Annotated in this window: 17 protein-coding genes and 1 tRNA gene; 14 read left to right on the top strand and 4 right to left on the bottom strand. The window is 64.1% G+C overall.

Annotation, left to right across the window (positions count from 1 at the left end; all coding sequences use genetic code 11):
• The first annotated feature begins 131 nt into the window (after positions 1 to 131).
• The 6 genes from PSEMO_RS01325 (at position 132) to PSEMO_RS33385 (ending at position 4267) form a co-directional block, all read left to right on the top strand.
• Positions 132 to 1619, top strand: coding sequence for a sensor domain-containing diguanylate cyclase (locus PSEMO_RS01325; protein WP_075801384.1), 1488 nt, complete (start codon positions 132 to 134; stop codon positions 1617 to 1619).
• Complete coding sequence (locus PSEMO_RS01330) at positions 1612 to 1833, top strand: cysteine-rich CWC family protein (RefSeq protein ID WP_075801385.1); 222 nt, start codon at positions 1612 to 1614, stop codon at positions 1831 to 1833. Before PSEMO_RS01325 ends, PSEMO_RS01330 begins: the two co-directional genes overlap by 8 nt.
• A gap of 33 nt (positions 1834 to 1866) precedes the next feature.
• Positions 1867 to 2559 (top strand): pseudouridine synthase, encoded by a 693-nt coding sequence (locus PSEMO_RS01335; protein WP_075801386.1) that lies wholly within the window; start codon positions 1867 to 1869, stop codon positions 2557 to 2559.
• A 325-nt stretch (positions 2560 to 2884) separates the two neighbouring features.
• Positions 2885 to 3769, top strand: coding sequence for an alpha/beta fold hydrolase (locus tag PSEMO_RS01340; protein ID WP_075801387.1), 885 nt, complete (start codon positions 2885 to 2887; stop codon positions 3767 to 3769).
• A gap of 144 nt (positions 3770 to 3913) precedes the next feature.
• Positions 3914 to 3987 (top strand) — tRNA-Gly (locus PSEMO_RS01345).
• A 124-nt stretch (positions 3988 to 4111) separates the two neighbouring features.
• Positions 4112 to 4267, top strand: a complete 156-nt coding sequence (locus PSEMO_RS33385; RefSeq protein WP_178391950.1) for a hypothetical protein — start codon at positions 4112 to 4114, stop codon at positions 4265 to 4267.
• Positions 4268 to 4312: 45 nt separating this feature from the next.
• On the opposite strand, the gene PSEMO_RS33390 is transcribed toward PSEMO_RS33385, so the two are convergent.
• The gene (locus tag PSEMO_RS33390) at positions 4313 to 4714 is read right to left on the bottom strand and encodes a hypothetical protein (protein WP_178391951.1); all 402 of its coding nucleotides are present in this window, start codon (positions 4712 to 4714) and stop codon (positions 4313 to 4315) included.
• Between the two features lie 117 nt (positions 4715 to 4831).
• Entirely contained in the window at positions 4832 to 5143 is a 312-nt protein-coding gene (locus PSEMO_RS32630; protein ID WP_144443517.1) for a hypothetical protein, read from the bottom strand.
• 74 nt (positions 5144 to 5217) lie between these two features.
• Between PSEMO_RS32630 and PSEMO_RS01355 the strand changes: the two genes are divergently transcribed.
• The 4 genes from PSEMO_RS01355 (at position 5218) to PSEMO_RS01370 (ending at position 11675) form a co-directional block, all read left to right on the top strand.
• Positions 5218 to 6570: an APC family permease gene (locus PSEMO_RS01355; protein WP_075801388.1), complete on the top strand. Its 1353-nt coding sequence runs from the start codon at positions 5218 to 5220 to the stop codon at positions 6568 to 6570.
• A gap of 65 nt (positions 6571 to 6635) precedes the next feature.
• Positions 6636 to 8702: a methyl-accepting chemotaxis protein gene (locus tag PSEMO_RS34510; protein ID WP_075801389.1), complete on the top strand. Its 2067-nt coding sequence runs from the start codon at positions 6636 to 6638 to the stop codon at positions 8700 to 8702.
• A gap of 31 nt (positions 8703 to 8733) precedes the next feature.
• Entirely contained in the window at positions 8734 to 9681 is a 948-nt protein-coding gene (locus tag PSEMO_RS01365; protein ID WP_081430180.1) for a cation diffusion facilitator family transporter, read from the top strand.
• Positions 9682 to 9944: 263 nt separating this feature from the next.
• The gene (locus PSEMO_RS01370) at positions 9945 to 11675 is read left to right on the top strand and encodes a SulP family inorganic anion transporter (RefSeq protein ID WP_075801391.1); all 1731 of its coding nucleotides are present in this window, start codon (positions 9945 to 9947) and stop codon (positions 11673 to 11675) included.
• A gap of 92 nt (positions 11676 to 11767) precedes the next feature.
• Here the strand turns inward: PSEMO_RS01370 and PSEMO_RS01375 are convergent, their stop codons facing one another.
• Positions 11768 to 12403, bottom strand: coding sequence for a LysE family translocator (locus PSEMO_RS01375; protein WP_075801392.1), 636 nt, complete (start codon positions 12401 to 12403; stop codon positions 11768 to 11770).
• A 54-nt stretch (positions 12404 to 12457) separates the two neighbouring features.
• On the bottom strand, positions 12458 to 13528 hold the full coding sequence (locus PSEMO_RS01380) for a glycerophosphodiester phosphodiesterase (RefSeq protein WP_075801393.1): 1071 nt from the start codon (positions 13526 to 13528) through the stop codon (positions 12458 to 12460).
• Positions 13529 to 13642: 114 nt separating this feature from the next.
• Here PSEMO_RS01380 and PSEMO_RS01385 point away from each other — a divergent pair, with 114 nt between their 5' ends.
• From PSEMO_RS01385 to PSEMO_RS01400, 4 genes are all read left to right on the top strand, one after another.
• Positions 13643 to 14665: a DUF4917 family protein gene (locus PSEMO_RS01385; protein WP_075801394.1), complete on the top strand. Its 1023-nt coding sequence runs from the start codon at positions 13643 to 13645 to the stop codon at positions 14663 to 14665.
• A gap of 92 nt (positions 14666 to 14757) precedes the next feature.
• Positions 14758 to 15303, top strand: coding sequence for an RNA polymerase sigma factor (locus PSEMO_RS01390; RefSeq protein WP_075801395.1), 546 nt, complete (start codon positions 14758 to 14760; stop codon positions 15301 to 15303).
• A complete protein-coding gene (locus PSEMO_RS01395; RefSeq protein ID WP_075801396.1) occupies positions 15300 to 16247 on the top strand; it encodes a FecR family protein in 948 nt (315 codons plus the stop codon). Before PSEMO_RS01390 ends, PSEMO_RS01395 begins: the two co-directional genes overlap by 4 nt.
• 252 nt (positions 16248 to 16499) lie before the next feature.
• A complete protein-coding gene (locus PSEMO_RS01400; protein WP_075801397.1) occupies positions 16500 to 19061 on the top strand; it encodes a TonB-dependent receptor in 2562 nt (853 codons plus the stop codon).
• Positions 19062 to 19264 lie beyond the last annotated feature (203 nt).

A 19264-nucleotide genomic window follows, 5' to 3' on the forward strand; every position in this document is an offset into this window, starting at 1 on the left:
ACAACGAAAAAGACGTGCAGTGCGATTTTCGAAATACTTTGTTGCCATCCTTTAACCCCGAAAATCGTAAAGTTATTTTTCCCCGCGGCCTCTAGAATAGGGAGCATTGGTTTGCCGCCCCCGGGATTGTCATGCCCCTTCGTTCCGCCCTGTTTTCGCAACGGTCCTTGCTGCTGACATTGCTGCTGTTGCTTGGCTGCGGCTTCCTCGCGACTTCGCTGGTGAGCTACTACGCCTCGCGCAGCGCGATCCGCGACGGCATCATCAATACCGAACTGCCGCTGACCTCCGACACCGTCTATTCGGAGATCCAGAAAGACCTGATCCGCCCCATCGTGGTCTCGTCGATGCTGGCGCAGAACACCTTCCTGCGCGACTGGACCCTGGCCGGCGAGCAGGACCCGGCGCAGATGACCCGCTACCTCAGCGAAGTGGAGCGCCAGCAGCGCGCCTACACCGCCTTCTATGTGTCAGAAGCCAGCGGCATCTATTACCAGGCCAAGGGCATCCTCAAGAAGATCGACCCGAGCACCGAGCGCGACCGCTGGTATGCCCGGGTCAAGCAGATGCAGGCGCCCTACGAAATCAACGTCGACATGGACATGGCCAACAAGGACCGCATGACCGTGTTCATCAACTACAAGGTGCTCGACGAGCAGCAGCGCTTCATGGGTGCGGCCGGGGTCGGCCTGACGGTGGATGCGGCAGTCAAGCTGATCGATGCCTACCAGTTGCGCTACAAGCGCTCGGTGTATTTCGTCGATCCGCGCGGGCAGATCGTCCTCACCGGTTCGTCCGGCGGCCCCGACGGCGCCCGCGCCGGCACCACGCTGGAGAGCATCCCGGCGCTGGCCCGGTTGCTGACCCATATGCCCACGCCAAGCACCGGCAGCCGCGAGTACCAGCGGGATGACCAGGTGCACTTCCTCAATGTGCGTTTCATACCCGAACTGAACTGGTACCTGTTCGTCGAGAAACCCGCCGGCGACAGCCTCGACGGGGTCAAGCAGTCGCTGTACCTGAACCTGGCGATCTGCGCGATCATCTCGGCGGTGGTGCTGGCGATGATCAACGGCATGATCCGCCGCCACCAGGACGGCATCCAGGAACTGGCGACCCTCGACAGCCTGACCCACCTGCACAACCGCCGCGCCTTCGACCTGCTCGCCGCCCAGGCGCTGCTCGATGCCGAGCGCGGCGCCCTGCCGCTGACCGCGTTGCTGATTGACCTCGATCACTTCAAGGAGCTCAACGACACCTACGGCCATCTGGCCGGGGACGAGGTGCTGCGCCAGTTCGCCCGCCTGCTCGAAAGCAGCCTGCGCCAGGCCGATATCCTTTGCCGCTGGGGCGGGGAAGAGTTCGTCGTGCTACTGAAGGACACCGAGGCGAGCCAGGGCCATTGGGTCGCGGAAAAGATCCGCCAGCGCACCGAACTGAGCGAATTCACCTGCGACGACACCCGCCTGTCGCTGACCGCCAGCATCGGCGTGACCGGGCTGAGCGCCAGCGATACCCTGCGCAGCCTGATCGCCCGTGCCGACCAGGCGCTGTACCGCGCCAAGCAGAACGGGCGCAACCGCGTCTGCAGCGAACCCCCGAGCTCCGACCATGCCTGACACCAGCCGCTGCCCCGCCTGTGGCGCCAGCAACCAGTGCACCCTCGCCGACCCGCGCACCGCCGGTCGCGCCTGCTGGTGCTACAGCGTGAGCATCGACCCGGCCGTGCTCGCAGCGCTGCCCGCCGAACTGCGCAATGCTGCCTGCCTGTGCCCGTCCTGTGCGCAGGTCGATGCGCAACTGAAAGCTGCCGACGCTGTGCCGAAGCGGTAGACTGCGCGCCCCTTTTCCGCCTCTTTTTCCGCCATGCGCCTCGACCGCTTCCTGTCCAACCTGCCGTGTTTCAATCGCCAGCAAGTGCGCTTGCTGCTGGTGGAGCGGCGTGTGCGGGTGGATGGCGTGGCGGTCAGCGATGCGCAGCACGAGGTGCGGATCTTCAGCAAGGTCGAAGTGGACGACCAGGTGCTGCAGGCCGGACGCCCGGCGCGCTACTTCATGCTGCACAAACCCGCCGGCTGCGTCAGCGCCACCCGCGATCCCGAGCACCGCACGGTTATCGACCTGCTCGACGAGCCGGACAAGGACGAGCTGCATATCGCCGGGCGCCTGGATTTCAATACCACCGGGCTGCTGATCCTGACCAACGACGGCCAGTGGTCGCGACGCCTGACCCAGCCCCGGACCAAGCTGCCCAAGGTCTACTACGTGGAGACCGAGCAGCCGATCCTCGAGGAATACGTCGCGCGTTTTCGCGAAGGTTTCTACTTCGCCTTCGAAGACCTCACCACCCAGCCGGCTGAGCTGATTCCGCTCGGCAGCCACAGTGCCAGGCTGAGCATCATCGAGGGCCGTTATCACCAGGTGAAGCGCATGTTCGGCCACTACGACAACAAGGTCGTGCGCCTGCATCGCGAGCGCATGGGGCCGCTGACCCTCGATCCAGAGCTGTCTCCAGGGCAGTACCGGGCCTTGCGCCCGGACGAGATCCTGCCCATCTGAGCGCGCAAACGGTTGGCCTGAAAAAAATCCGCTAATTGCCCGAACGGCACTTGCGGCATCGGCGAACGGCTGCTTGAATCGAATCGTCGGTCTTCATGTGACTAACCAGTCACGTCCGTAGTCCAAGACACCTTTTCGCTGGCGACCCGCACCTCGATGCGCGGGCGTCCAGTGGAATCGCCCGCCTAAGAACAACACCCGTCGACCAGCCTGCAACGGATCGACATGGGCCCCTCGATTCACTTCAAGGCGTATGCCTACCTGTCACATAGAACGTGCAAGCTTGCTTGGACGGATACCCTTTTTTGCGCCAGGAGTCGATGACATGAGGCCAGAAATAGCTGTGCTGGATATACAGGGGCAGTACCGGGTTTACACGGAGTTCTACCGTTCGCAAGAAGCCGAGAAGACGATCATCCTGATCAATGGCTCGCTGGCTACCACCGCATCGTTCGCCCAGACGGTGCGCAACCTGCATCCGCAGTTCAACGTGGTGCTCTACGACCAGCCGTATGCCGGCAAGTCGAAGCCGCACAACCACCACGAGCGGATGCTGACCAAGGAAACCGAGGGGCAGATCCTCCTCGAACTGATCGACCATTTCGCCGCCGACCAGGTCATGTCGTTCTCCTGGGGCGGTGCCTGCACTCTCATGGCCTTGGCCCACAAGCCGCGGCGCATCGAGCGGGCGGTGGTCAGCTCGTTCTCGCCGGTGATCAACGAACCGATGCGCGACTACCTCGAGCGCGGCTCGAAGTACCTCAGCGAGTGCGATCGCTACCAGGTCGGCAACCTGGTCAACGACACCATCGGCAAGTACCTGCCGCCGCTGTTCAAGCGCTTCAACTACCGGCATGTCAGCAGCCTCGACACCCACGAATACGCGCAGATGCACTTCCACATCCACCAGGTGCTCGACCACGACCTGGAGAAGGCGCTCAACGGGGCCAAGGCCATCGACATCCCGGTGCTGTTCGTCAATGGCGAGTGGGACGAATACACCACCATCGCCGATGCACGGCAGTTCGGCCGGCACGTGCGCAACTCGCAGTTCCGCGAGATCCGCAGCGCCGGGCACTTCCTCGACATGGAAAACAAATCGGCCTGCCGCGATACCCGCGACGTGCTGATGGACTTCCTGAAACCGACGCAGCGTGAACCGCGTGCGCGTTACCAGTACGTGCAGGGCCAGCATGCACTGGCAGTCTGAAGAGAACGGGCGCCTGTAGCCCGGTCAACGGAATCATCGGCCCCAGGCAGAAGGAAGATTCCCGCCCCGGCGCTACAGGTCGCACCACGTTGCAAAGATAAAAGCTTCAAATCGTTTCACGATTCTGGTACAAAGTGGCCCTGCGCGGGTGTCGTATAATGGCATTACTCCAGCTTCCCAAGCTGATAACGAGGGTTCGATTCCCTTCACCCGCTCCAGATTCCCCTCGGTATGTCCCCACATCGCGCCATGCGATCCTCTCGTCTGCATCCCTTCCAGCATTGATCAAAAAAGAGTCATCGCCTAGGATAGGTCTATCGCACACCGCTTCAGGAGGCGGAGATGATCATTCAAACCGCGGCTCCCAAAAAGGTCGTCGCAAAGCGCAAGAAAACCGACAAGCAACTCACGTTCGAAGATGTGCGCACCGCCGCACGTGGTGGTGAGGCTGCGTTCCACTTCTATGTCGAGCACGGAAAGCTTCCGGCCTCCAAGTGAGTATTTTTGTCATCGGTAAAAGTTTCTGACCTGTTCAAAGAGTCCTCAGGCTGGTACGACTTCTTCGTCGATTTCCATAACTACAAGCTCTGTGGTGACCTCCCCGATATCTTCGGCCGGGATGAGGCGCTTGACCTCGAAGACATTTTCCATATCCATCTCGCCGCCACCGAGGCCGTCCAGGCAAGGTGACGAGCTGCAAAGATCCAGTTCAGGCGCACGACAGACCCGGATCGTCCCGACGAAGATTTCTGGCTGGTCTATGCCTATGACCTGCTCCGTGAAGAGTATCTGCTGCTGACCATCATGGGGCCTGACGCGCACAGCCGGCAGCAGTGGGGCTCCTATCTGCGGGATATTCACGCCAAAATCGTAGACCCTTGGATCAAGGGGCAGGTTGTCTATTCGGATCCTGATGAGGAGGATTAGAGCAAGCGCTCTGATCAACGAGCCCCTCCTACCGCGCTTCCAATCTCAGATTCGTATGACATCACTGCTTGCAATTCGCTGCTAGCATCTTCGCCTTGCGCGGTATCGGACGGATAAAAATCCCCCTACAAAACGTCAACTTTTACGAACAGCTAAATCGACCCACTGACAAAAACCGTCGTAAAACTCTCTGAAAACGCCGAAAAAGTCGATAAATCCCCATGAAAGAAAAATAATGTAACGATTTACTTGACGCACCCCACCCCAATCGTTTCTTATTTTTCCCACCTTGCCCTGCGTCCGATACCACCAAGAACAATCAGCGCCGCTCCCCTGACGCCCGCGCGCGTCGTACCTGCACGCTCGTTTTCCCGGTCCGGTCCTTGCCAGTGACACCGGCGCCTCGCCCGCGCCCATTCCAGCTCCAACATAAAAGGTGAACAACATGGAGCCCACCCGTTCGACCCTGTCGTGCCCGCCACAAAACCCTTCCGTGGCCCCGTCCCAGGAGCAACGCGCGCATGCAGCCTGAGCACAGCACCCACTGCAACCTGCAACTTCGCAAGTCCCTGCGCCTGTGGCAGGTGGTGATCATCGGCCTGGCGTACCTCACGCCGATGACCGTGTTCGACACCTTCGGCATCGTCTCCGGCCTCACCTCCGGGCACGTGCCCAGCGCCTACATCCTGGCCCTGCTGGGCATCCTTTTCACCGCCGTGAGTTATGGCGTGCTGGTGCGGCACTTCCCGCAGTCCGGTTCGGCGTACACCTACACGCAGAAGGCGATCAACCCGCATGTCGGCTTCCTGGTGGGCTGGTCGTCGCTGCTGGATTACCTGCTGCTGCCGATGGTCAACGCGCTGCTGGCCAAGCTCTACCTGGGCGCGATGTTCCCCGAGGTCCCGGGCTGGATCTGGGTCACCGCGTTCGTCACCCTGATCACCCTGATCAATATCCGCAGCATCAACCTGGTGGCCAACTTCAACGTCCTGTTCGTCGGCGTGCAACTGGTGATCATGGCGGTGTTCGTCTACCTGTGCCTGCGCGGTCTCGACCAGGGTGAAGGCCAGGGCACGCCGTGGACGCTGATCCCGTTCAGCGATGACAAGACCCAGCTCAGCGCGCTGATGGCCGGGGCGACCATCCTGTGCTTCTCGTTCCTCGGCTTCGACGCGGTCACCACCCTCTCGGAAGAAACCCACCAGCCGGAGAAAGTCATCCCGCGGGCGATCTTCCTCACCGCCCTGATCGGCGGCGCGGTGTTCATCCTCATTTCGTTCTTCATCCAGGCCTACTTCCCGACCATGGAGCGCTTCCAGGACCACGAAGCGGCCCTGCCGGAAATCGCCCTGTACGTCGGCGGCAAGCTGTTCCAGTCGATCTTCATCGCCTGCACGGTGATCAACACCATCGCCTCGGGCCTGGCCTCGCAGACCAGCGTCTCGCGCCTGCTCTACGTGATGGGCCGCGACAAGGTGATTCCGCACGGCCTGTTCGCCCGCCTGCACCCGCGCTACAAGACTCCGGTGCTGAACATCATCGTGGTCGGCCTGATCTCGCTGTCGGCGATTTTCTTCGACCTGGTCACCGCCACCTCGATCATCAACTTCGGCGCGCTGGTGGCCTTCAGCTTCGTCAACCTGTCGGTCATCAACCATTGCTACCTTCGCCAGGGCATGAAGCAGGGCCTGGGCAACAAGCTCAAGCACCTGATCCTGCCGACCATCGGCTTCTGCATCATCGCCCTGCTCTGGCTCGACCTGAACGAGCACTCGCTGCTGTTCGGCGGTGTCTGGGCCCTGGCCGGGGTGATCTACCTGGCGCGGCTGACCAAGTCGTTCCGGGTCGCGCCACCGACCTACATCGCCGAGTGAGACCGCCTGTCGAACACGCCCGCGAGGATCGCGGGCGTGCTTCATGACCGATAAGGAAAAACCTCATGCTCCCGCGCCGCCTGTCCATCCAGTGGAAGATCATCCTGCTCGCCGGCCTGTGCCTGCTGGCCATCGTTATCGTCCTGGCGGTCACTTCGCTGACCCAGTCACGACGCAGTGCGGCCGAAGTGTTCCAGGCCAATACCGAACTGCTCGAGCACAACGCCCGCCTACGTCTGCAGGCCCATGGCGAGACCCAGGCCCTGCGCATCCAGCGCTACTTCATGGATGCCTACCAGTACGGCAATGGCTTTGCCCGGCTGGCCCGGGTCCTGCGCGAACGCGGCGCTGGCGACCTGCGCAGCACCCTGGTCAGCCAGGCCCGGGCGGCGCTGGCGGGCAACCGCGACCTGATCGGCCTGTACTTGGTGTTCCAGCCCGACGGACTCGATCGCCAGGACGCCGCTTTTGCCGGACAGGCAGAGCAAGGCAGCAACGACAGCGGGCGCTTTTCCCTGTACTGGTCGCGCAATGCCGCCGGCGAACTGGAATCGGAAGCCATGCCCGAATCCATGCTCGCCGACGCCAGCATCGGCGCCAACGGCTCGCCCTATAACCGCTGGCTGACCTGCCCGCTGGAGACGGCCAAAGCCTGCGTGCTCGATCCGTATTTCGACGAGGTCAACGGCAAGCAGGTATTGATGACCAGCATCGCCCTGCCGCTGCTGGACCAGGGCAAGGTAGTCGGCGTGGTCGGCCTGGATATCGGCCTGGACAACCTGCAACAGCTGGCCCTCGAGGGGCGCAAGGAAGTCTACGAGGGCCAGGGTCAGGTCAGTATCGTCAGCCCCGCCGGCCTGCTGGCCGGGCACAGCGCCGATGCCACGCAGTTGAGCAAGCAGGCGCCGAAGGCCGTGGAAGACGGCCTGATGCGTATCGCCCGGCCCTTCTCGCCGATCCCGGACGCCACGCCGTGGCAGGTCTTGCTGGAAGTGCCGCAAAGCGTCCTGCAGGCCCCGGCCATCGCCCTTAACCAGCGCCTGGATGCCAGCAACCAGCGCGCCAACCTGACCAACCTGCTGATCGCCCTGGTCACCGCCCTCGCCGGGCTGGTGCTGATCTGGCTGACCGCCCGTGGCGTGACCCGGCCGATCCTGGTGGTAGCCGAGCGCTTGCGCGAGATCGCCAGCGGCGACGGCGACCTGACCCAGCGCCTCGATTACTCCCGCGATGACGAACTGGGCCAGTTGAGCGGCTGGTTCAACCGCTTCCTCGACAAGCTGCAGCCGGTGATCGTCCAGGTCAAAGGCTCGCTGCAGGAGGCACGCGGCACCGCCGACCAGTCCGCCGCCATCGCCAGCCAGACCAGCGGCGGCATGCAGCAACAGCAGCGCGAGATCGAACAGGTGGCCACCGCCGCCAACGAGATGAGCGCCACCGCCCATGATGTCGCCAACAACGCCGCGCAGGCCGCCCACGCTGCACGTGGCGCGGACCAGGCCAGCCGCGAAGGCCTGGAGCTGATCGGCCACACCCGCCAGGCCATCGACCAGCTTGCCGCCGATATGGACCTGGCCATGGAACGGGTCCAGGCCCTGGCCGGGCGCAGCGACCAGATCGGCTCGGTGCTGGAAGTGATCCGCGCCATTGCCGAACAGACCAACCTGCTGGCCCTCAACGCCGCCATCGAGGCAGCCCGGGCCGGCGAGGCCGGGCGCGGTTTTGCCGTGGTGGCCGACGAAGTGCGCAATCTGGCGCAACGCACCCAGGTGTCGGTGGAAGAAATCCGCCATGTGATCGAAGCTTTGCAGGGCGGCACCCAGGGCGTGGTCGAGGCCATGCACGACGGCCAGCGTCAGGCCCGGGACAGCGTGACGCGCATGGAGCAGGCGGTGCCGGCGCTGCAACGGGTCGGCGAGGCGGTGACGGTGATCAGCGACATGAACCTGCAGATCGCCTCGGCCGCCGAAGAACAGAGCGCCGTGGCCGAGGAGGTCAATCGCAATGTCGCCGGGATCCGCGATGTCACCGAATCGCTGTCCGGGCAGGCCGATGAGTCGGCGCGTATCAGCCAGGCGTTGAATCGCCTGGCCAACCAGCAGCAGGCGCTGATGGAGCAATTCCGGGTCTGACGGCCCGGCCGTGTTTTTTAGGAGGCCCGTGGTGGCAACACGTTTTTTCGATCTGACCGATGAGCAAGGCGTACTGCGTACGTCCATTGCCGTCACCCTGTTCATTGCCGCGATCGGTATCGGTTTCGGCCTGGCTTCGGGGTCGTTCTCGATCGTCTTCGACGGCGTCTACTCGATGGTCGACGCCAGCATGAGCGGGCTGTCACTGGTGGTGGTGCGGCTGATCACCGCCCACACCCGCAGCGCCCACCTGTCGCGCAAGCTGCGCGAGCGTTTCACCATGGGGTTCTGGCACCTGGAGCCGATGGTGCTGGCGCTGAACGGCATCCTGCTCACCGGGGTGGCGATCTATGCGCTGATCAACGCCGTGCTCAGCCTGCTCGAAGGCGGGCGCGACCTGGAGTTCGGGCTGGCGCTGATCTATGCGGTGCTGACGGTGATCGCCTGCCTGACCATCGCCATCCTCGAGGCCCGGGCCAACCGGCGGATCAACTCGGACTTCGTGCGTATGGACGTCAAGGGCTGGGTGATGTCGGCGAGCATCACGGCGGCGCTGTTGATTGCCTTCTGCGTCGGGATCGCGGTGCAGGGCACGGAGTGGGAGTGGATCTCGCCGTATATCGACCCGGCGGTGCTGGGGCTGGTGTGCCTGGTGATCATTCCGCTCCCGCTGTCGGTGATCCGCCAGGCCCTGGCGGACATGTTCCTGGTGACCCCGGGGGACCTGAAGCAGCATGTGGACGAGGTGGCGCAGGCGTTCGTCGAGAAGCACGCCATGTTGTCGTACCGGGCTTATGTGGCCAAGGTCGGGAGGTCGCGGGAGATCGAGCTGTACTTCATCGTGCCGCGGACCATGGCGGCGCGGAATATCGCCGAGTGGGATGCGTGGCGGGACGAGATCGGCGATGCCATTGGCGGTGAAGGGCCGGATCGCTGGTTGACCGTGGTGTTTACCGGGGATCCTGAATGGGCTGAGTGATGTGTTTATCTTTCGGGCCTCATCGCTGGCAAGCCAGCTCCCACAGGGTTTGTGTTGACCACAGATTTGTGATCGCCGCGGACACTGTGGGAGCTGGCTTGCCAGCGATAGGGCCCGAAAGAACACCCTCCGTTGGTTGGCCTTCCCCTCCCCAGCGGTTACGATGCTGGCCAAATGCCCAAATCCTCCCGGCCTTCCTCATGAAGCGCCGGGTGCCGGGCTTTTGCGCTAGCGTCTGTCAGATACATCAAAAGGACCTGAACATGTTTCTTTCCCGCTGGCTTCCGGGCCTGGCCAACCTGCTGCATTACCGGCGCGAGTGGTTCCGCCCGGACGTGCAGGCCGGCCTGTCGGTAGCCGCCATCCAGATTCCCATCGCCATCGCCTACGCGCAGATCGCTGGCCTGCCGCCGCAGGTCGGCCTGTACGCGTGCATCCTGCCGATGATCGTCTATGCGCTGGTGGGCAGTTCGCGCCAGTTGATGGTCGGCCCCGACGCCGCCACCTGCGCCATGGTCGCCGGGGCCATCGCGCCCCTGGCCATGGGCGACCCCGACCGTCTGCTGCAATTGTCGGTGGTGGTCACGGTACTGGTCGGCCTGATGCTGATCGCCGCCGGGGTGGCCCGGGCCGGCTTTATCGCCAGCTTCTTCTCGCGGCCGATCCTCATCGGCTACCTCAACGGCATCGGCCTGAGCCTGCTGGCCGGGCAACTGGGCAAGGTGGTCGGGTTCAAGATCGAGGGCAGCGGCTTCATCCTCGCGATGATCAACTTCTTCGACCGTCTCGACGAGATCCGCTGGCTGACCCTGACGATCGGCCTGGCCGCCCTGGCCCTGCTGATCTGGCTGCCGCGACGCTATCCGAAACTGCCGGCAGCGCTGGTGACGGTGGCGGTGTTCACCCTGATCGCCGGGGTCTTCGGCCTCGACAACCACGGCGTCGCGGTGCTCGGCCATGTGCCCGGCGGCATGCCGGAACTGGCCTGGCCGCAGACCTCGCTGGAAGAAATGAAGAGCCTGCTGCGCGACGCCCTGGGTATCGCCACCGTGAGTTTCTGCAGCGCCATGCTCACCGCCCGCAGCTTTGCCGCGCGGCACGGTTATGCGATCAATGCCAACCATGAGTTCGTGGCGCTGGGCGTGTCCAACCTGGCGGCCGGGGTGTCCCAGGGCTTCGCCATCAGCGGCGCCGACTCGCGCACCGCGGTCAACGACATGGTCGGCGGAAAGAGCCAGCTGGTGGGCATCGTCGCCGCCCTGGTGATCGCCCTGATCCTGATGTTCTTCACCGCGCCCATGGCCTGGATTCCCCAGGCGGCGCTGGGTGCGGTGCTATTGATGGCCGGCTGGGGGCTGATCGATGTGCAGTCGCTGCGCAAGATCTGGGTGCTGAGCCGCTTCGAACTGTGCTTGTGCGTGCTGACCACCATCGGCGTGCTGGGTGTCGGCGTGCTGCCGGGGATCATCATCGCCGTGACCCTGGCGATCCTGCGCCTTCTCTACAGCATCTACCAGCCCACCGACGCGGTGCTCGGCTGGGCGCCGGGGGTCGAGGGGCAGGTGGACATCAGCCGGCACAAGGACGCCCGCACCGTGCCGGGGCTGGTGGTGTACCGCTTCGACGACGCGATCCTGTTCTTCAATGCCGACTACTTCAAGATGCGCCTGCTGGAGGCGGTGCAGCGGGAAGCCAATGCCAAGGCGGTGCTGTTCGATGCCGAGGCGGTGAGCAGTATCGATGTCAGCGGCATCGCGGCGTTGCGGGAAGTGCGCGATACCTTGAAGGCCCAGGGCATCGAGCTGGGGATCGCCCGGGCACGCGGGGCGTTTCTACGGATGCTGGTGCGCTCGGGGCTGGCGCGGGAGATGGAGAATCATCTGCTGTATGGGTCAGTCAGGGCGGGGATTCGGGCTTATCGGTTGTGGCGTAACCGGGTCAGGAGGGAGGAGGCGGATGCCGGGAAAGCGGCGCCCGTTCCGAATCTTCCTTAGCTCTTGAGGGTCCTATCGCTGGCAAGCCAGCTCCCACAGGTCCAGCGGTGCACGCGATCCCTGTGGGAGCTGGCTTGCCAGCGATGAGGCCCTCAGCCGCGCCGAGGAATCAGCCCCGGTACCGCATGCATCAGCGCATTCACCGCGAACCCGATGAACATCACCCCACAAGCCCGGGTAATCCACAGCTCATAGCGCATGTACAGGCTGCGCACCTGCCGCGCCCCCACCAGCACGATCAGGATCAGGTACGCCAGCAGCCCACCGAGGAAACTCAGGGCAATCAACGCCGGCAGCATCGACCAGTCCAGCGCTTGCGCCCGACTCGAGAGCAGCGCGGTAAAGGTCGCCACCGCCACCGGATAAGCCTTGGGATTGGTCAGCCCGAATACCACGCCATGCCAGAACGGCTGGCGCACCGCACCCTGCTCCGCGCTATTGCCGGGCTGGCTGCGCAACGCCCGCCAGCCCAGCCAGCCCAGGTACAGGCCGCTGATCACGCCAAGAATGTCGAACACCGAGCTGCCGATCTGCCGCGCGCCGATGATCGCCACCAGCGCAGTGCTGCACCACAGCACATCCCCCAGCAGGTGACCGCAAAGAAACCCGGCCCCGGCCCGGCGCCCACGGGTCGCGCCGATGCCCAGCACGGCCAGCACGCCGGGCCCGGGGGTGATGCCATAGATAAAGCCGGAAGCGAGCACGGCGAGCAGCAGCGAGAAGGTCATGACGCGGCGTCCGAAATGGATGGAGGCCGCAGTCTACGCCGCCTCCAGGGACGGTTACCAGCCGCCGGCCTCGAGCAGAACCGCTTCATCCTGCGCCGCCGCTCGAGCGTAGTATTTCAGTAGCGCACCCGGCCGGTTGGTGAAGATGCCATCCACGCCCGCGTCACTGACCCGCTTGAAATCCACCGGGTCATCGACGGTGTAGACATGCACCAGCAAGCCCTTGTCGTGGGCCATGCGGTTCATCCACGGTTGCGCCAGATCGGCGTAGCTTTGCTCGCCGCCTGCGGCCAGCGCGGTGGACGGACCGGTGCCGACGGCGCCCGTGCTCCTGGCAATATCCAGCCAGCGCTCGAACTCGGCGCGGTCCTTCGGCTGCTGGCGGGCATACCAGGCGGCCTTGTCCTTCAGGCCGGACTCGGCGAAGGCCTGGCCCGGCGCCGCTTCGACATGGTCCTTGCCCAGCCACAGCAGCAACACCTTGGGCGTCTGCGGCATGGCCTTGTGCAGCAGCGCGAGGCTGCCACGGTCGAAGGTCTGCAACACCACGCGCCCCGGCTTGTCGAGCCAGCCTCGCTTGTCCAGGGCCTTTTGCAGGTCCTGCTCGATCCCGGGGAACTGGTTCGGCACCTTGGTCTCGATATACAGCCCCGGCTGGTGCGCCGGGTTGGCTTCGGCGATATCCATCACTTCGTCCAGGGTCAGGATCTTCAAGCCGGCGAAGGCCGGTCGCGCGCGCTCCGGATAAGCGCGGTTGAACCAACTGCCAGCATCCAGCGATTTCAGCTCGGCCAGGGTGAAAGCACTGACCGGACTGGACTTGCGCTCGGGAAAGCGCTCAGCCACATCACTGGTGCGGCTCAAATCGTCGTCATGCACCACCACCAGCACGCCGTCGCTGCTGCGTTGCAGGTCCAGTTCCAGGTAGTCGGCACCCAGATCCCGGGCCAGTTGATAGGCCGGGACGGTGGACTCCGGCGCGTCATGGGAAGCGCCACGGTGGGCGATCACCGCCGGGTATGGGATGCCCTGGGCTTTCGCCAGGGTCGCACTATCGTCAGCGGCCTGGGTTTGGGCAACGAGGCCGAACAGGGCCAGGCCCAGGCAGATGTCCTTCAATCGCATAGGGTGTCTCCTTGTAAAAACCGGCCCGAAGCATAGTCGCCGTCCCGGATGACAACCCGTGTCGTGCTACAGTCGCGCCCTGCCGATTTGCAACAGATTCCTACGAGACACGCCATGACCGCCGACCTAGACGCCTCCCTCGCCTCCTGGCCCGACCTTGCCGCGCGCCATCCGTGCAGCGGCCTGCTGCTGGGCAATGGCGCCAGCCGGGCGATCTGGCGGCCGTTCAGCTACTTCTCGCTGTTCGAGATTGCCCAGCGGGTACGCAACAAGCCGCTGGGGGTGAGCGACCAGGCACTGTTCAAGTCATTGGGCAGCGAGTTGTTCGAGCCGGTGCTCAGCGCCCTGAACACCACGGTGCGGGTCAATGCCGCGCTGGCGATCAGTTCGTCGGCACCGCTGAACCGCTACTATGCGATCAAGGAAGCGCTGATCCACGCCATCCGCAGCGTGCATATCCCGCGCAAGCTGCTGCCTGACCCTGTCCTGGCGGCGCTCAATGCCGAGTTGCGCAACTACCGCAACGTGTTCAGCGGCAACTACGACCTGCTCTGCCATTGGGCAGTGAGTCATGACCCGCAAGGCTTCGAGTCGCTGTTCGATGAAGAGGGCCACTTCGATGTCAGCCGCCCGCGTGGCGACGGCACCCGTCTGCACTACCTGCACGGCGGCCTGCACCTGCTGCGCACCGACGACGGCGGCACCCGCCTGCGCGCCGCCAGCGGCAGCCAGTTGCTCGACGGCTTCGCCATCAACACGCCCGGGGATGTGCCGCTGTTCGTCAACGAGTGCACCAGCGAACACAAGCTGAAGGCGATCCGCAGTTCCGACTACCTGACCTGGAGCTACGCCGCCCTGGCCAGCCACAACGAAGGCTTGTGCCTGTTCGGCCATCATCTGGACCGCGCCGACCAGCATCTGCTGCACGCCATCCAGCAGGCCCGCCCGCCTCACCTGGCCATCGCCATCCTGCCGTTGAGCGACGCCGCCATCGTCAGCCAGAAGCAGCATTTCACGCGGATCTTCGAAGAAACACCGGGGATCGTGCTGCATTTCTTCGATGCCACCAGCCACCCTCTGGGCCAGGCGGAACTCAATGTCCCGGCCCCGGCAGCGATCACCCGCCGACGCCGCTGATAGCAAAGCGCCGCTTACCGCCTATAGCAAATAAAAATAATTCTCGATAACATTCGCGACCTTTCTCTCCCGGCTTCTCCTGGAAAGTTCGCATGCAGCGCCCCAAACCCGACCGCTTCGCGCAGGACACCTGTCACGGCTTCTACACCGACATCCTGCATTTCCTGCGCAAGCGCACGGACAACGCCAGCGATGCCGCGGACATGACCCAGGATGTCTTCACCCAGTGGCTGGGCTACCGCGACAAGGCGCGGGTCGAGCAGCCGCGGGCGTTCCTGTTCCAGATGGCACGCAACCTGCTGCGCGATCACTGGCGGCGGCAGAAAGTCCGGCATGAGGTGGTCGATGAACAGGTCGATGCCAAGGAAGACGAACGCGCAAGCGACGCCCCCGATTCCGACCCGCTGGCCGGGGCGCAACGCCTGCAACGCCTGGAGCAACTGAAGATTGTTCTCGCCGAACTCTCGCCGCGCCGCCGCGAAGCCCTTATGCTGCACCGCTTCGAAGGTTTGAGTCAGGCGCAGATCAGTGAACGCATGGGGATTTCCGTCAGCATGGTGGAAAAGCACGTCGCCGCTGCGCTCCTGTACTGCAAACAGCGCCTGGACAGTGACAACGTTGCGGAGCAACCGGAATGACCCAACCTGACAAGGACAGCCGTGCGGTCGACGCCCAGGCGGCGAGCTGGTTCACACGCAACCGCAACGACCGCTCGCGGGCCTCGCGCAAGGCCTTCGCGCAGTGGCTTGAGCAACCCGGCCACGCCCATGCCTACCAGCAGTTCGAACAACTCTGGGACGACCTTGCCGCGCTCAAGGAATTGAACAAACCGGTGGAACTGCGCCCGCGCAAGACCGCCTACTGGCGGCCGGCCCTGGCGACGGCGGCGGCCTTGATGTGCGCCCTGCTCGCCGGCAACCTCGGCACCACTGCGGCGCCGATCCAGCGCCAGCTGGCCAGCCAGGATGGCCAGCCCACCAGCGTCACCCTGCCCGATGGCAGCCGTCTGCAGCTCAACGCCAATACCCGGCTGAGCATCGATTTCACGGCCGAGCGCCGCCTGGTGCACCTGGAACAGGGCCAGGTGTATCTCGACGTCGCCCCGGACAAGGAACGGCCACTGTTCGTCGATGCCGGGACTGCGCGGGTGCGGGTGGTGGGCACCGCCTTCGACCTGCGCCGCGGTCAGCGCGAACTGGTGCTGAGCGTATCCCATGGCCTGGTCGCCTTCGAAACGCCGGGGGAGCGGCGCGAGCCGCTGCTGCTTGGGGCGCGGGAACGGGCGGTGTACAACCTTGCCCGTGGCGACCTGAGCCGGCAGACCGTGAGCGATGGCGAGGTGGCGGACTGGCGTGGCGGACATGTGTCGTTCCGCAACCGCGAACTGGCCAGCCTGGTGGACGAGCTGTCGCTGTACCGGCCGGCAGCGGTGTTGCTGGCTGATCCGGCGCTGGCCGGGTACAAGGTCTCGGGCAATCTCGATGTGCATGACCCGGATGCGCTGCTCAATGCGCTGCCGGCGTTGCTGCCGGTGAAGACCGTGGCGCTGGCGGACGGGCGGATGCGTATCGAGCGCAAGTAATCTAGCTGGAACACCACAAAACCCTGTGGGAGCTGGCTTGCCAGCGATGAGGCCAGACCTGGCAACATCATTGCCCTTGCCGGCCTCAATCGCTGGCAAGCCAGCTCCCACAGGGTTCTGCATCCAGCCTTTAGAACTTGGTAAGAAATATTTTCATTCGCAGGTGAGGGTTTTCCTCCGCGCCGCGTCTTCCTCCCCGACTGCGCCGTCAACACCGTCTTTTTTTGGCCTTTGGCCGTTCCGGGGGAATTCATGTTTCGAGCTTTCAAGCCGTTGTCAGCCCGCCCATCGCTGCTAGCCGTGTGCCTGGCCCTGAGCCTGCAGGCCCAGGCCGCGCCGGTGCAGCTGCAATTGCCGGCGCAGTCGCTGGCCACCTCGCTGAGCCAGGTGGCGCAACAGGCCCAGGTGCAGTTGCTGTTCGACGAGAGCCTGCTGCGCAACGTTTCCGCGCCAGCCCTCAACGGCCAGTTCAGCGCCGAGGAAGCCATCACCCGCCTGCTCGCCAGCAGCCGCTTTACCCTGGTCAAGGTGGGCAACACCTACGTGGTCCGCGCCAAGGAAAACGAGACCACGCCGCCCGGCAACGCCAACACCAGCATCCAGCTCGGCGCCATGAGCATCGTCGGCGACGGCCAGCAGGTCACCCCGGCCACCGTCGGCCGCTCGACCCTGAGCCAGCGCGATATCGACCGTGAACAGGCAAACAACGTCCCCTCCCTGCTGGGCACCCTGCCCGGCGTGGAAATGGCCGGTTCCATGATGCCCGGCGGGCAGAAGGTGAACATCTGGGGCATGGGCGACGCCGAGGACATCCAGCTGACCGTCGACGGCGCGACCAAGACCGGCTTCGAGCGCTACCAGCAAGGCACCATGTTCGTCGAGCCGGAGCTGATCAAGAGCATCGAGGTGGAGAAAGGCCCGCACTCGCCTTTCGTCGGCAACGGCGGCCTGGGCGGTAGCGTCAACATGACCACCAAGGATGCTCCGGACCTGCTGCAGGACGGCCGCGACAGCGGCGCCATGCTCAAGTACGGCTACTCCAGCAACGACCATCAGCAGGTCTACAGTTCGGCGCTGTACGGCCGCACCGAGGACCGCCGCATCGACGCCCTGGTCTACCTGACCAAGCGTGACGGCGACGACTTCAAGCTGGCCTCTTCGCAGCCCGACCCGCGCAACCAGTACCCGATCAACCCCAAGCGCCTGCCCGACAGCGCCCAGGACCTGGAAGGCGGGCTGTTCAAGCTGAACGTCCAGCTCACTGACGAGCAATCCCTCGGGCTGTCGTACTCGCGCTCGAACAACCAGCGCATGACCCGCTATTCGTCGACCAACTACTCGACGCCGCCGACCCAGGCCAACATCGACCGGTATGGCTACGACCAGGCCATCCGCCGCTTCCTCGCCCACCGCGAAACCATCGACACCACCTGGTCGGCCAAGTACCGCTTCCAGCCGGTGGACAACCCGCTGGTCAACCTGGAAGTGAAGTACAGCGAGTCCGACGTCGACCAGACCGACGACCGCGGCCCCAACGCGTTCTTTCAGCTCGCTACCGGCGGGCGCAAGATGGACACCGAGTACAAGGACCGCAACTTCGAAGTGCGTAACACTGCGCAATTCGACACCGGCGCGCTCCAGCACTCGCTGACCACCGGCTTCGAGCTGCACCGCCACGCCCGGGAAGTCGACATGTGGATGCCGGGCGCCGCGCAGAACACGGCCGCCTACAACTACGGCCACTTCCAGCCAGCCTTCATGCCCCACGGCAAGGTCGACACCAACAGTGCCTACGTGCAGGACGCGATCACGATCGGCCAGGTGACCATCACCCCGTCGCTGCGCTATGACCATGTGCGCAACCGCGGCGAAGAAAACGATGCACCGTTCTACAACGTCGCCTCCGCCGGCCATGACTACGGCGACAAGACCTACACCGGCTGGTCGCCGCGCCTGGCGCTGTTCTGGCGTGCCACTGACGACACAGCGTTCTTCGCCGACTACTCGAAGACCTGGCGCGCGCCGGTGATCGACGAACAATACGAAGTGCAAAGCGCCGCCAGCAGCCGCAGCGCCACCAGCCGCAATCTCGACCCCGAACGCATCACCGCCGTGCGCGTAGGTAACGTCACCGACTTCTCCGGGCTGATGTTCAGCGACGACAACCTGCAGGTACGCACCACCCTGTTCCACAACACGATCAAGGACGAAATCTTCAAGAACCTCGGTGTCGAATGCCAGGCGCAGAACCCGACGGGTGCCAGCATCAGCAAGGCGTGTGGCGACTACCTGATCGGCGTCTATCGCAACCTGGATGGGGTGACCTACAAGGGCTTCGAGATGGAGAGTTTCTACGACTCCACCTACCTGTTCGGCACCCTGTCCTACACCTGGGTGAGCGGCAAGCATGAAGGTGCCTACAACAACCCCTGGGGCCCGGATGTCTGGGCCCGGGACGTGCCGGCGCCGAAATGGGTGGCGCGGCTGGGCGTGAAGATTCCCGACTGGGATGTGGTGGTGGGCTGGAAAGGCCTGTGGGTGCGCCAGACCGATCGCCTGCCCAGCGACAAATACGGCCCCGGCGACCTGGGCAGCGCCCTGGGCGACAGCGCCTGGGACCACCGCGCCAACGACGCCTACAACGTCCAGGGCCTGTTCGCCAGCTGGAAGCCGCAGCAGCCTTACCTGAAAGGAACCGAGGTCAACTTCACCCTGGACAACATGTTCAACCGCGACTACATGCCGATGCTCAGCGACAACAACGTGTACAGCACCGGGCGCAATGCCAAGGTGAGTGTGACGCGGTTCTTCTGACAGCTGCGGGCAAGCCTGACTGGGATTTTGTGAACGACGCAGAATCCTGTGGGCTTGCCAGCGATGAGCATGGGTATCTACATATCTCTGGGGCAGGCGCAGATGCTGGGTTAGCACAGGATTTGTAGGAGCGTCGGCCATCAGCCCGAGATGTGTAGATACCCATGCAGCGATGAGGCCATCAGCCACACCCAGCACCACCG

The organism is Pseudomonas putida, from assembly GCF_001941965.1.
GTDB lineage: Bacteria > Pseudomonadota > Gammaproteobacteria > Pseudomonadales > Pseudomonadaceae > Aquipseudomonas > Aquipseudomonas putida_L.